General features: G+C 54.8%; 16 protein-coding genes. 14 read left to right on the forward strand and 2 right to left on the reverse strand.

The window, feature by feature from the left end:
* Nucleotides 1–23: 23 nt before the first annotated feature.
* Entirely contained in the window at nt 24–398 is a 375-nt protein-coding gene (locus tag SYN_RS08075; protein ID WP_158302953.1) for a helix-turn-helix domain-containing protein, read from the reverse strand.
* 414 nt (nt 399–812) lie between these two features.
* Here SYN_RS08075 and SYN_RS08085 point away from each other — a divergent pair, with 414 nt between their 5' ends.
* From SYN_RS08085 to SYN_RS08105, 5 genes are all read left to right on the forward strand, one after another.
* Nucleotides 813–1,160 (forward strand): topoisomerase C-terminal repeat-containing protein, encoded by a 348-nt coding sequence (locus SYN_RS08085; RefSeq protein WP_011417596.1) that lies wholly within the window; start codon nt 813–815, stop codon nt 1,158–1,160.
* A gap of 115 nt (nt 1,161–1,275) precedes the next feature.
* Nucleotides 1,276–1,686 (forward strand): lytic transglycosylase domain-containing protein, encoded by a 411-nt coding sequence (locus SYN_RS08090; RefSeq protein ID WP_011417597.1) that lies wholly within the window; start codon nt 1,276–1,278, stop codon nt 1,684–1,686.
* A 5-nt stretch (nt 1,687–1,691) separates the two neighbouring features.
* A complete protein-coding gene (locus SYN_RS08095; protein WP_148202525.1) occupies nt 1,692–2,435 on the forward strand; it encodes a hypothetical protein in 744 nt (247 codons plus the stop codon).
* Nucleotides 2,432–3,793: a type IV secretory system conjugative DNA transfer family protein gene (locus tag SYN_RS08100; RefSeq protein ID WP_011417599.1), complete on the forward strand. Its 1,362-nt coding sequence runs from the start codon at nt 2,432–2,434 to the stop codon at nt 3,791–3,793. Before SYN_RS08095 ends, SYN_RS08100 begins: the two co-directional genes overlap by 4 nt.
* Nucleotides 3,790–5,181, forward strand: a complete 1,392-nt coding sequence (locus SYN_RS08105; protein ID WP_011417600.1) for an HD domain-containing protein — start codon at nt 3,790–3,792, stop codon at nt 5,179–5,181. Before SYN_RS08100 ends, SYN_RS08105 begins: the two co-directional genes overlap by 4 nt.
* 357 nt (nt 5,182–5,538) lie before the next feature.
* Here the strand turns inward: SYN_RS08105 and SYN_RS08110 are convergent, their stop codons facing one another.
* Entirely contained in the window at nt 5,539–7,044 is a 1,506-nt protein-coding gene (locus SYN_RS08110) for an ATP-binding cassette domain-containing protein (protein WP_011417601.1), read from the reverse strand.
* A 611-nt stretch (nt 7,045–7,655) separates the two neighbouring features.
* Between SYN_RS08110 and SYN_RS16070 the strand changes: the two genes are divergently transcribed.
* The 9 genes from SYN_RS16070 to SYN_RS08150 all read left to right on the forward strand — a co-directional run bounded on the left by SYN_RS16070 (nt 7,656) and on the right by SYN_RS08150 (nt 13,531).
* A complete protein-coding gene (locus SYN_RS16070) occupies nt 7,656–7,904 on the forward strand; it encodes a hypothetical protein (RefSeq protein WP_148202526.1) in 249 nt (82 codons plus the stop codon).
* A 13-nt stretch (nt 7,905–7,917) separates the two neighbouring features.
* On the forward strand, nt 7,918–8,622 hold the full coding sequence (locus tag SYN_RS08120) for a hypothetical protein (protein WP_011417604.1): 705 nt from the start codon (nt 7,918–7,920) through the stop codon (nt 8,620–8,622).
* Between the two features lie 3 nt (nt 8,623–8,625).
* Nucleotides 8,626–8,970, forward strand: coding sequence for a hypothetical protein (locus SYN_RS08125; RefSeq protein ID WP_011417605.1), 345 nt, complete (start codon nt 8,626–8,628; stop codon nt 8,968–8,970).
* A gap of 347 nt (nt 8,971–9,317) precedes the next feature.
* Nucleotides 9,318–9,716, forward strand: coding sequence for a DUF6908 domain-containing protein (locus SYN_RS08130; protein WP_148202527.1), 399 nt, complete (start codon nt 9,318–9,320; stop codon nt 9,714–9,716).
* A gap of 15 nt (nt 9,717–9,731) precedes the next feature.
* A complete protein-coding gene (locus SYN_RS16350) occupies nt 9,732–9,908 on the forward strand; it encodes a hypothetical protein (RefSeq protein WP_011417607.1) in 177 nt (58 codons plus the stop codon).
* Between the two features lie 38 nt (nt 9,909–9,946).
* Nucleotides 9,947–10,297 (forward strand): hypothetical protein, encoded by a 351-nt coding sequence (locus tag SYN_RS08135; RefSeq protein ID WP_011417608.1) that lies wholly within the window; start codon nt 9,947–9,949, stop codon nt 10,295–10,297.
* 130 nt (nt 10,298–10,427) lie between these two features.
* The gene (locus SYN_RS08140; RefSeq protein WP_011417609.1) at nt 10,428–12,173 is read left to right on the forward strand and encodes an amidoligase family protein; all 1,746 of its coding nucleotides are present in this window, start codon (nt 10,428–10,430) and stop codon (nt 12,171–12,173) included.
* A gap of 3 nt (nt 12,174–12,176) precedes the next feature.
* Nucleotides 12,177–13,124, forward strand: a complete 948-nt coding sequence (locus tag SYN_RS08145; RefSeq protein WP_011417610.1) for a class II glutamine amidotransferase — start codon at nt 12,177–12,179, stop codon at nt 13,122–13,124.
* The gene (locus SYN_RS08150; protein ID WP_011417611.1) at nt 13,121–13,531 is read left to right on the forward strand and encodes a GNAT family N-acetyltransferase; all 411 of its coding nucleotides are present in this window, start codon (nt 13,121–13,123) and stop codon (nt 13,529–13,531) included. Before SYN_RS08145 ends, SYN_RS08150 begins: the two co-directional genes overlap by 4 nt.
* Nucleotides 13,532–13,563 lie beyond the last annotated feature (32 nt).

A 13,563-nucleotide genomic window follows, 5' to 3' on the forward strand; every position in this document is an offset into this window, starting at 1 on the left:
TCGAGTTGGCGGCTATTGAATCTTCAATTCAATGACCTATCCGAAATGAAACGATCCATCGGCACGTTGAACAATTTTGCCAGCTTGCGCGCGGTATTGCTGCTGATCGGCCTTTTCCCGTGCTCCATGTTGGAAATATGCTGCCGGGGAATGTCGCCTAACAACTCGCCCAACTTTTCCTGGGTCCACCCCTTCGCCTCCCTATAAATGCGCGTGGTGTCTCCCGGAGTCGTTTTCTCCTTGAGGTCCTTGTACCAGGGCGTTTCCAGGATGTTCACCAGAACATCATCATCGTCGGTGATCTTGACCTTGTCTCCATATTCGTCTTTCAAGGCATAGATCAACTTAGTCGGGATATTCTTGCCCCGGATTTTAATATCAATATGGCGCGTTTTCACGACTGCCTGCATAATACACCTCGATAATTATAGATTTCTTTTCGCAATGCCAACAGGCCACCCATTTTCTCGACAGATGGCATCGAATGTTCCTATTTTCCCAAAATTCGGCCATTCATTCCTGATGGGACCTTTTTCCCGCAAGTCATCAATCAGGTTCACGAGTGCCTTTTGAATCGCCTCCGGTAATTTTCCGATATCCTTAAGAACCCTCTTTTTTACCAGAACTTCGTACATGGCTATTTGTAACCTAATAATGATTACATGTCAATGTTGAATTTCAACGAGGCATAATCTCGATTTTTACTGATTTCCAACCAAAAATCCCTGCATCGAAAACATTATATATTAAGGAGCGATCGCGGCGAAGCCGCGCATCGACTCGTCAAAACACAAGTAAATCAGGAGGTAGTCATGGAAGACAAGCGCGAAGAGCTGGGCAAGTGCCCGGAATGCGGGAAACCGGTCTACGAGGGAAAAAAGTCTTACTATTGCTCGGGTTACAAGGAGGGATGCAAGTTCGTGCTGTGGAAGAACAGCCTCGACCGGCTCGGGCACGCCGACATCACCCCCGCCCAGGCCAGGCAGTTGCTGAACAACGAGACAGTCGCCTTCACCGGTCTCAAGTCCAGGGCCGGCAACGAATTCGACGCCGAGGGGAAACTCGCCAAAAACGAGACCTACGGATGGCAGATCGGCCTCATCTTCGGCGACGCCGGCAAAGAAAAACAACAGCCCTCCGGCCGGGAAGAAAACGAATAAACAAAAAAATCAATAAACGGCATTTTCAACAAACCAATAAACAAAAAAACGGTAACCGCGAGCCCGCCCCTGGGAATTCCAATCATAGCGCCTCGGCAAGGGAGGAAAAATCACCATGAAAAAAGTCGTCGTCCTCTTTTCATTACTTTTCCTCTTTCCCGCGGGGCAACTCCATGCCTTCTGCTTCGAGGAGGCAGGCTCCATCTATAACGTCTCCCCCCGACTTCTCTGGGCCATCGCCAGGGTGGAGAGCGGTTTTCGGCCCGGCGCTCTCAACCGCAACGCCGACGGCTCGTATGACTACGGACTCATGCAGATCAATTCCTCATGGGCGCGGGTCGTAGGAAAGGAGCTTTGGTCCTCCCTGGGCGATCCGTGCACGAACGTGAAGGTCGGCGCCTGGATCCTCTCCGATTGCATCCGGAAACACGGCTACACATGGGAAGCTGTCGGAGCCTATAACGCCTCCCAGAAACACAAACGCGCCAGGTACGCCAGGAAGGTATACACGGCCCTGCGGAAATGAACCCCATGTTTGACGTTCGTGAACTCGCGGATATTTACGGCCTACCTGAAGAAACCGCGAAGGCGGAACTCCTGAAATCGCTCTCCAACTCGCTTTCCACTGTTTTCGGCGCCGAAATAGAAGTCCTGTCGAGCGAAGCAGGCGCCCTGGAAATTTACTCGTACCGGGACTCGTCCGGCGACCTCCAGGTCAGGAGCATTCCTCTTTCCAGCATCGGCAGGCACGCGATAAAAAGGATCCGGCGAGACCTCTCCCTGTCACTGGCCAAAATACGGGTCCTTCGCGATTACGATCTCAGCCGGGACCTCGTCGGCCGCGTTGTCGAGGGCATGATTGTGAAGGCGGTAAATCACGGATCCCTGTCCATACGGCTGCAGGCGAACGGTTCCTGCAATCCCGGAAACCTGGTCGGCTCATGCCCTTACCGGTTCCAGACGCCGAAGGAACGGGGGACATATCGTCCCGGAGATGTCCTGTCGTTTCAAGTCCTGAAGGTGTCCCCCGTAATGGAAAACGGCATGCCCCGGCTCGAAATCACTCTGGGCAGGAACGGCAGGGGACTGGTCGAAGGCCTCATCATGAAGCGAGTTTGGGAAAACCCTTCATGCAGAGACGTGAAAGCCAGGTGTGTGAAGAGGATCGCTGGGGCTTACTCGGAAGTCGTCTCCACTGCGCCGGTTTCTCGTGATGCCATAAAGAGCGTTTCGGACGAATTGAAAGAGTACATCCGGGTGGTGAGGAAATCATGATTGCTCGGTTCCTCAAGAGTTCCTGCGGGAAGGGCGACCGAAAAACTTCCCGAACGATTCTCGGCGTCGGACACGGGATGTCGGATCCAGACATGTCCATGCATATCGCCGTCTCCGATTCATCCCGGAAGGGGCATTTCTGGTGTTTCGGAACCACCCGGGTGGGGAAGACCCGGATTATGGAGAACATGGTCGAGCAGGACATCCGCAAAGGTTACAGCGTCGTTGTCATCGACCCAAAGGGGGATATCGATCTCTTCTCCAAGATCGTGCAGGTCGCCTTTGAGGAGGGCCGGGACCGTGAGCTCATCCTCGTCACGCCCATCTACCCGCACCTGAGCGCCGTGATAGATCCCCTGGCCTATTACTACATGCCGGAGGAGTTGGTGGGGCACATCGTCTCCGGGGTAGAGGTGGGGAAGGAGCGGTTCTTCTTCAACGTCGCCTATGAGATCAGTCTCGTGATCGTCCAGGCGCTCATCATGCTTGCCGCCTGGGAGGGGAAGGCCAAGAGCTTCAACCTAAACGACGTCAAGAACAAGATGTCGCGGGAGGAGCTCGAAAAGCTCAAGGGACAGATCGACTGCGTAGACACCGAGGAGGCGAAGCAGCTCTCCTCGGACATCCAGAAGATCCTGAACTCGCCTCAGGACTATTACGGGAAGGTTTCCTCGTCTCTCCGGGTCGCCCTGATGGAGCTCACGAGCGGGAACATCGGGAAGGTCGTGGGAAAGGCCGACGAGAACCGGTTCATCGACCGCCTGGAAAAGGGGAAGCCGGTAATCATGGTGGTCCACCTCGGCTCCCTGATCACTCGCAAGGCGGCGTTCACCCTGGGAAAGGTGGTCATCTCGATGGTCCAGAGCTTCGTTGGACGGGTCTTCTCGTCGGGAAGGCGGGTAACCCCACCACTTTGCCTTTACATCGACGAGTGTCAGAATGTCCTCTACTACGGGATCGAGGATCTCTTCGCCAAGGCTGGCGGCGCCGACGTGTGGGTCCACGGCTTCGCCCAATCCGTCTCCCAGCTCTACGCCATGATCGGAAAGGATTACGGGAACGCCATCCTCGACAACACCAACACCAAGCTCTTCATGCGGGTCCCTGACACGGATACGGCCTCGTACGTAGCCAAGCACTTCGGGGAGTTCCGGCGCTATTCCCCGATTCTCAACGTGGACGGCGGGGTGTCGGTCCGGGAAGAGGAGGACACGATCCTGAAGCCCTCCGACATTCTTGAACTCGCAGAGAGAGAGTTCTATCTCATGACTTATTCCGGCCTGTTCCGCGGGCGGAGTCTCGATGTCTCCACACTTTATCTGGAAATCAAGTTCCCAGACCTCACGGCTGAGTCATGAAAGCGATCACGACGATCCTTTTCATCCTCGCGGTCGGCTGCCTCGCGATTTATGCCATATGCATATACATTTCCGCCTTGTGTAAATCACGAAATCCCGGAATATCTTCCTTAAAGGAAAAACGGGAGATCGCCCTGGAGGGTCTTGCGGTGATCTGGACACAAAGGCAGAAGGAGGAATCATCCCCCAAAAAAGACGAAGGCGAAGCAAGAAAAGAACCGGAAAAGAAACAGAGTGGAACTCATACGCCCGACACCGTCTCTTTCCGCGATCCGGATTTGAACACATTTTACATCGAAAATGTACGCAATAAGGCTGGGTTCCCTCACGGGGCGAGACAGGTTGCCGAGGGTATCCTGGAGATCTTGGACAGGGAAGGAGATTGTCCCTCGGTTGTCAATACCCACGGGGAGATTGAGGCCAGCATGGAAATGGGCGCTTACAACCGCCTGGCCCGGGTCACCTTGCGCGAGCACGCCTTTGACACGGCCAGGGAGATGCTTTGCCTGATCGATCCCGGTCCGATGACGCCCATGGCAATCATCGCCGCCCTCGGCCATGACCTCGGAAAGATCCCCGCTTACAGGCAACATCTCTACTCCCTGGGGGACCATCCGGTCATCAGTGTTACCATCCTGGACAAGATCCCTGGATTCTCCGAGATGCCCAACAGGGGGGATATCATCACGGCCATCCGGGACCATCACCGCAAGCCCATCGATTTCTTCTCGATCAAGCTCAAGGAGGCCGATCAGGAGGCAAGGAAAAAGGAACTCGCACGAAACTTCTCCCTCGGAGATACCAGAACTGGCCGGGAATCAACCTCTCGGGAAGAAGAGCCGCCCAAACGGGCTGCTTCAGCCGGCAGAGAGACAATTTTCTGGGATGACGAGAACAAGACAGAAGGCAGAAAGAGAAAAGGGAAACCCAAGGAGGTCGAAATTCCCTGGTACAACGGAAAAGCTATCCTTCAGGAAATCGCCGGACGCATCAACAAGGTTGATGAGGGTCGGTGGGAGGCCTTCTCTATGGTGAACGGGTACGTCTACATCCAGGTCGGCCTCCTGTGGTCGGTCGCCAAGAAGGTGGCACGGATGAATGGCGATCCATCCGTTTTGATCGCGGACACCGACGATGAGTTGAGAGCGAATATCCTCTACTCCATCGTGGAGCGGCTCAAGACGGAGGAGAACGCGATCGCGCGGGGGCTCATTCGCGACGGATACTTCAGCGCACCCTTCGTAGTCAGTATGCAGGACGGGACGGTCCATTCCAAGGCGTCATACGTGCCGTTCAACCTTGAAGCTTTCGGGATGCTCACCTCGGAACTGGAGTCTCAAAAATACGGCAAGGTAAGAGAAATCGTCGATGTCACGCCGAAGTGGTGAAATATTTGCGTTGATTTCAGTGCGATACCCCGAACCTATAGTAAATATACAATATTTGAAAAGCTCTTTCACCTACGACTAAAGGAATTTCTGTGTGGACTTCAAATGCGGATCACCACTTGTACTGTTAAATTTTGTTTCAGGGGAAATTGGCCATTAGCTGCAAGGATAGCAGTAAGAATGTAATCGAGGAAGTCTCCGGATGTTAGCACAGCAATGACCACGGTGGGGATATGATCATTTCCTAATGAAGTCCTTTTGGACCACTCAAGGGAAGCTCGGCCCAAAGCTATATGAAACAACCCTCAACCAATTGGAATCAATAATTTCGCCTATCCCATAAGAGAACAATTTTCACTACAAAATCTGCAAATAAAAGAAACCTTCTGATGCCGGTTTATGACTGATTCGCCATTCCTTTTCGGTAAGTTTTTCCAGAAAACGGCGATCGTGGCTGACGAGCAATAAACAACACGGACAGTCAGCCAATGCAGCCTCCAGGCATTCGATGGACGGCAGATCCATATGATTCGTTGGTTCGTCCATAATTATGATGTGTGGTTTGTGTGTCATGCCGAGCGCCAGGAGCAGTTTGCGTGCTTCGCCGGGGCTGGGCTCCATGCTTTCCAGAAGCCGATACGGGCGCGATCCCAGACGACTGACAATTGTCATTAGATGTCCCAATTGCTCATGAGGCAAGTTCTGCGCCTGGATCAAGATGTCACGGCATTGCTGTGCATCGATTTCCTGCGGCACGTACGTGACCTGCTGAGGTGGAGCATTAAGCAGCGGCAAAAGGTTTCGCAGCAAGGTGCTCTTTCCGCCACCGTTCGGACCGGTAAGAGCAAGGCGATCGGTGGGCCGCAATACCAACTGGGGACACATCAGCTTCTTCTGACCGCCAAGCGGCACAGTGTGCGGCGGAAGGTTGAGCAATACATCCCGCCTGGATACTGAACTAGGCAGCCAAATGCCAACTGAATATTGCTTTGTGACACGAATGCTTTCTAATTCATCCTGCAGATGGGCGAGCCGTCCGTCCAATTGCCTCAGCAGCTTGCCACCAATGGCGTCTTTACCTGTTACACGTGCCCCATTAATCTTTGCTTTCGCATCGTGATCGTGCTTGGCGATTCCTCTTTTCGATAACTTGCTGTGATTGGCAAGATCTCGACGACGCCTGGCCTCGTACCGTAATTTTTTGAGCGCGTTTTTTCTGGTCTCATATTTTCTTCGGAGCGTTAGATCTTCCTCTGCCGCCAGGCCAGTTCCCTTTGAATACCCGCCGGGACGCACCACCACAATAGGCGGTTGGATAAAGGCGCATTGTATGCAAAGGGAATCGAGCAATTCGCGATCATGGCTGACAAGTAAGCCCACACCCTTGAATGTGCGCAGTGACTGAATCAGAATGTCCCGTGCCTCGGCATCTACGTGGTTAGTCGGCTCGTCTAACGCCAGCATGTCAGCATCAAGCCAAAAAGCCACGGCGACCTGCGCCCGCTTACGTTCGCCGTGCGAGAGCGTCGACCACCGGTTGAGCCAGTCCCCCTTAGCGCCGAATTGCTCTTTGATCAAAGAAGCCTTTTTCGAAAAATCCTGAAACAACTCAACAAAATGTTCCGGCGGATTGTCGGTGCGCTGAGGACAATAAACGATCCGTTCGGGGCCGACCACAACACCGGCATCCGGCGAAAGCAAACCGGTTGCTAATTTCAAGAAGGTGGTTTTGCCAGCACCGTTCGCACCAACGATGCCAGTCCATCCTGTAGAAATATGAACGGATATGTCTTTGAATAGCGGATCTATCGCGGTATCATATCCGAAGACAACCTGCTGAAATCTCAAAAATGGTTGAGGCATTTGATTCCATCCATTTCTGCCACGGTACCCGCTCGTGTTTTTTTCTTTCCATTGAAAACAAAAAGGCCACGGAGCGCTCCGTGGCCTTTTGTAGGCTATACCTTGATGATATAAAATCCAGTGCCACGGTCAAGATAAAGTAAGAAACCAATTATTGACGCAGGCTAGTAATATCCCATCATTCCGGTGGAACGATCGGCAACCAACGTCAACTATTCTGTTCCTTATTATCTTTTCACGCCTGTGACATCTTTCTAGGTTCTTCTTTTCATTATTATCAGTGTATTATCGAATTTGAAAGAAAAAAATGACAAAATCCTCACGGGTAAGATATGGGAAAAAGGCAGCATCTCATCAGAAGTACTGTTTGAAATATTGCCTCCCTGAAAAAATGTTCGAACACTAACTTTCAGGAAGCTGTTGCGGACACTTACCAGTTTACCTATAGGATCGAGATACCAAATAATTTTAGGATCTCAAATCATCCAAGTTGCCGAAATCACACCGCGTTACTGCGTCAATCTGCTGCCTTCCAGAAACTTCCCGCCCAAAATCCCTGCATCGAAAACATTATATATCAGGAGAACTATGTAAAAAAGGGATGCCCGGTCATGGACTTTCTGGAATTCCTGAACCCGCTCAGGTACTTTTCCCACGAGGGATACCAGTCCTTCTGGCGGACGCTCTTCGCCACTATCCTCCAGGGATTCTGGGCGAGGTTCTTCGCTGCCTCTTTCCTCTTCCTTGCCTTCTGGTTCGGTGTGCGGAAGCAGCGGTTCCAACTCGGCATTGCCTACTTCGTGATATCGGTCGTAATCACTTACGGGGCCACAGTCGTGAGATTCCTGGGGTTCAGGTAAAAAGGAAGCGTTTATGCCGGGCGGAAGCGGAACGGTTGTCATCACGAGTGGCGGCGGGGAGTCGAAGCCTAAGGGGATTATCGACGCCCTGTCCGAAATCGAAAAATTCTCCGCCATGGACAGGAAGGGAAGCGAGATCCCGGAGCGGTTTTTCACAACCAAGAACCGGATCGAGTACTTCGAGGCGGGTTTCAAGGGCTCCCTGGTAAGCGGACTCGTTAGCGCCCTCCTCGCCCCTATGGCGATCGGGGTACTGGAAAAACTGATCCCGGTGTTCGGGGAGGCGGAGCCGACGACATTCGACAAAGGTTTCGTCTTCCTGATCGCGCTCAGCTTCAGCATCGGCTACGCCGTTTTCATCGGGGGCATGGGAAGATACTACGCCGGGAGATTCACCCGGGTCATGATCCGGAGCTTCGTGAGCGGGACGATCGTCGGGGCGATCCTGAAGATGGTCCTGGCTTTCATCCTGTTCCACTTCCTGTACCTGGTCGTCCTGACTGATGGGAGGATCGCGGCGTTTCTCTCGATATTCCGCTCCTGGGTCGCGCCGGGGACGCTGGAGAATGTTTACGGCTGGATCGTCGAGTTCAAGCCGGTTCTCCTCATATCGGCCTGGTTCATCGTGCTCACGACCGTGATCTTCATCATGGTCCCGGTGTTCAGCATCGGGATCGCTTTATACAGGGAACGAAAAACATCTCTCAAGGAGGAATGACGCATGGAAGAGCAAAACCGGTTGACCGACCGAATCGAAAGGAAAGTCTCCCTGGCCAGGGAGCGGGATACAAGGGTCATCATCACCAGGACTTCCGATACCCACCGGGTCCTCGACATCGTGAGGAGCGCCGACAAGGCTATCCGCATCCTGAGAAACGGACTCCTGATCCGCTTCACGACCCCGGAGGTACTTCCCCTCTTGGAAGACTACCAGAAAGCGGTCGAGGGGTTGAACCGGATCGCCGCCCGGATTTGCGAGAAGGCCGGGGTGCCCTACCGCCCTCCCAAGGGAATGGAGAATCGGGAGGACGGCGCCGACGCCGAGGAGAAGGGCAAAAAGAAGTAAATTTCCCGGTCGTTCCGGGATACGAAATATTTTTATTAATCTCCCTAAAGGAGAACCCCCTTCCGGGGCCGAACTCATCCGTAACCAGCCGGATGTTTCAAACTGCCGGGCACGGCAGGGAGTCGAGTAAGCGATCAAATGATAATTGTCACAGGGGGTGGTCTGCCTGGTTTCAGGAGCCGATCCTTTTTGTGAAACCTCGTGTGGAGTAACGGGAAAGTTTCCCGGAATCTTCGACTTTAACGAAAACTGAATACATCAAGAAGCTAGAAGGTCTGCCGTTGGGAAAACGCCTGGCCTTTTTTGTTTTCAAAGACCTGAACGTAAAAAGGAAAGGAGGACAGGAGATGAAAGCGTTGAGCGGAAAGGCGCGGGAGGTCATGGACCTCCTGACAAAAGGACTCCACGTCGAAGGACATCGCGTTTTCGATAACGCGAAAGGCGCCTACATGGCGGTCCACGTTGAGAAGCTCCGACTGACGGAGCAGGAAGCGCTTTACAGCGTTGCCCACTACTTCGAACAGAACGGCGATCTCATGCGGGATCCGGACATGGAGTTCATGAAGATCGGGGATGACTACTACCCTGTCTACTTCCGCCAGGACGGCGGCGTCGCCCTCGAACAGGAGGCGGTCGTCTATGGACCCGGCGGGAAGATCGAGCGGTATTACCCGAAACTGCAGGCCGACTTGGCGGCGTTCGCCGATCGGTGGATGAGAAACATCAAGGAACAGCAAAAAATTTAAGAAAGGAGAAAGGCAATGAAGAACATCGAGATGAAAGTGGAAGGTGAAATTCTGACGATCAGGATCAACCTGGCGGAGGATTTCGGGGCGAGCAGGACCGGCAAGACCCGGATCATCGCCTCCACCGAGGGGAACAAGCCCGTGGAGGGGAAACCGGGAATCTACGTCGGCGTCAACTGCTACAAAAAGTAAGTCGATCAACCAACAAAAATCATGAAAGGAGAAGAACGATGAAAGACGAAAAAAACACGAACGAGACGGAAAAGGGACTGGGTTTCGACGCCGAGGACATGTTCGGCCGAGAGGAAGACACCGCAGGAGAATTTTCTCCCGGTGGTTTCACCAGGGGGAAGTTCCGCAAGGTTTTCATCAGCGCCGTCAAAAGGGACGGCACGGCAATCCGGGTCAAGGATCGGTGGTACGAGATCACCGACAGGACCAAGAACGAGGCCGGCGAACTGGTGAAGGGCATGGAGATCAACCTCTACTATGCCACGGGCGAGAAGAAGAACTTCGCCAACGCGATTTACCCGGTCGCAGAGGCGCTCGCTCCCGCCGGCGAAATGGTTCCCGTAATGTAAGCGGAAATAAAAAGCAAGTCCCCCGGCATCGCTGGGATGAACCCTGACGAAACAATCAGGGCATGCAGTCTCCAGCGGTCGAGGGAAACCCCTCTTCCTCCGGACGGCTGCATGCCCGAAGGAGGAAAATATGCCAGACTCAAGAAGCGCGGAAGCAGCGGAATATAACTCCCGGGCGGGACTTCCCGCCGGGGATGAAACGTCAAGTCAATGTCTCCCGGAGAGGTCCTGCCACGGATGTGGACTGATCCTCGGAAGGGAGACGATCGAGTGCCCCTCCTGCGGGGCCATCAACCTGGACCGGAAGCGCCTGCGGCATCAAGACAACCGGCCTGGCCGGGAGATCGCCCAGAGCGTCACGTCCGCCAATTACAACGGCAAGTACAACATCTACCGCAACTCCGACGGCAGCTATTCATGCAACTGCCTTTCCTTCCTTCGCCAGAAGGAGGTCCGAAACGGGCACGGATTCGCGGCCTGCAAGCATATCCAAGAATACCTGAATCAAAATCCCATGGAAGTTTTAAAAGATCCCCCCAAGCCGACCGACTGGCAGCTGATCGCCATGAAGCGGCTCGGGGTCGAGTGCTCCGAGCACCTCACGGACGCCCAGGCGTACTTCATCTTCCGCGACATGCTCAACAAGCAGGGCGTGGAATACCGGGAATACGAAGAGCTCCTGAAGGAGCACGGCACCGTGAGTCTCCTTCCTATCTATTCCTTCGGAGTGGAGTTCGAGGGCTTTGTCCGGAGCTCCCACGGCATCGAGGGGCTCGGTCGTAGCCTCACGGACGCGGGGATCTCGACCGTGAGCCTCGGCTACACACACGCGCTCATGAACGAGTGGAAGATCGTTCCCGACAGCTCGGTCAACGGGCTCGCCGGGTACTCGCCACTGGAGCTCGTCACGCCGAAACTCTTCGGCGCCTACGGATTCCAGCTGCTCAGGAAGGCCCTCGACGCCTGGAAAGAGGCGGGGGCCGGCGTAAACGCATCCTGCGGGACTCACGTCCACATCGACGCCTACAACTGGGACCGGCGGGACATGCTGGAACTGGCCAAAATCTGGGCCAAAATCGAGAGCAAGGTGGTCTGGGGCCTCGTTTCCCCCTCCAGGAGAAACAACTCCTATTGCCGTCCCGTGGACCGCGAGTATCTGAAACAGCTCGCTTCCTACGGGGCGACCCACCTTGACCGTTACCACAGCCTGAATCTCTCGTCGTACGGTCTCTACCACACCGTCGAGTTCAGGATCCATAACGGCACCTATGAAGCGAAGAAGATCATCCCCTGGATCGTTTTTCTCCTCAAGCTGACGGATTCCGTCAAGAGGGGGCTCACGCACGGGGCTTTGACCGACCTGTCGATCGACGGCGTCCTGGACGCGATCGGGCTCAACCGCTCGGCGACTTCCCTCCTCAGGGAGGCCCGGGAATACCTGGTATCCAGGTTCCAATACTGGACAAGGGACGCCGAGACCAACCCGTCGCACGCCTGGACGAACCATGAGATCGACCTGGACGGCATCGAGGAGGAAGTCAGGTATGACGGCGCCCTAAGGCGCTATCACCAGGAAAGGAGAACGCCCGCGGCATCGGAAGACCCGGCGCTGCCGGCAAACTCCGTTATGAATCTCGCGGGCCGCATCCCGTCGGCATCTCTCTCCGACAGCGAGCTCATCCACGGGTTGGTGAGCAGTTCCTGGGAGGTGCGGAGTCGGAGAAGCGAATTGATCCACGTCGTCATTCTCAACCCAGACGACACGCTTACCTGCACCTGCCGGACGTTCCGATCGAACAAGCACTGCCTCCATACCGTCAACATTGCTAGGTTCCTGACGGCACTCAGGCGGGAAACCGGCGCGGCAGGGAGGTAGGCTATGTGCGGAATATTCGGGTTCACGGGACATTCCTCATGGAAGACCTCCGTCCTCCTGCAGGCGCTCTGCATCGCCGACGAGGTGAGAGGGCAACATTCCACGGGGCTCGTCGTCCAGACGTCGACCAGTGATTTTTTCATGTCCAAGAAGGCCCTGCGGGGCAAGGCTTTCGTCGCCAGGGGGCATTGCGCCTTCCTCTTCAACAGGAAGTACGGTAACGCCCTCGGGCACAACCGCTTCGCGACAGCCGGGGCCGTGAACGATCGCAACGCCCATCCCTTCGCCGTCAAGGTCGGCGCCGGGAAGTGGAATTTCGGCGTTCACAACGGCATCGTCGGCGACAAGGAAGTGATCGCCAGGGATTACGGCGTCCGGAACCACGACGTGGATTCGGCCGTCGCTCTCGGGGCGATCGGGAAACTTCAGCTCCAGGGATACGAAGTGATCGACGCCATCGAGGAGGTCACGAATTTCATCTCCCCGAGGGCGGACTTCGCCTTCGCGTACCTGAACGGCTTCGAGAAGGCGGTCTACCTCTGGAGATCCCCGGACAGGCCGCTCACGGTCATTGACGCAAGGCGGCTTAATCTGGGTCGCTGGTTCTGCTCAACGCCGGAGATATTCAAGGACGCCTGGAACATCCTCCGGGGCGCCCTGGGCGATCTCAGAAAGGTCTCCAAGTTCGAAGCGGTGCCTTACCGGTTGTACCGAGTCGCCGATGACGGGGAGTTCGAAGTGGAGCCGGTCCGCGAGCTCAAGCACACGAGCAGGCTCGCCTGGGGCGAAGGCGTCGAAAGTATTTTCGACCAGGAGATCCCGGGCGGAGCACGCCGGCATCGCGGGAGTCGGCATTCAAGCAGTAATCAGCGGGGTCTTTTCGGGAACGAGAATTCTGACGTTTTCCAGGGCCGGATCGATTACCGGCCGAAAGGAGAGATTGAATTATGAAGCTTCTATTCAAGAAAGTAATCAAGAGGGCGACCATCTTCCGGATCAGGGAGATCATCGAGGGATATCACTCCCTCGCCGTATTCGAGGGCCGCTATTACGTCACGCTTAAGGACGGCAGGATAGCGGGCTGCGTCTCCTTGGTGGAGCGAGGATGGTACATGACGGAAATAAAGCACCTGTTCGTCAAGGAAGAATATAGGGCAAGCGGGGTTGGCAGGTTCCTTCTGGAGGAAGCCCTGAAAAAGGTCTTCACTCCCCTGGTCTGTTGCACCGTTCGATCGGACAACAAGAGAAGCGCTGACCTTTTTCTGAAGAACTCCTTCGACATCATGGGCACCTTTCAGAATTCCATGACGGACCGGGAGATTTTCCTCATGGTGAGAAACTTGCAGCAAAAGGAGTGAGTCAGTATCAACCCGGGGGCGGCCATGCCGCC

Source organism: Syntrophus aciditrophicus SB (assembly GCF_000013405.1).
GTDB lineage: Bacteria > Desulfobacterota > Syntrophia > Syntrophales > Syntrophaceae > Syntrophus > Syntrophus aciditrophicus.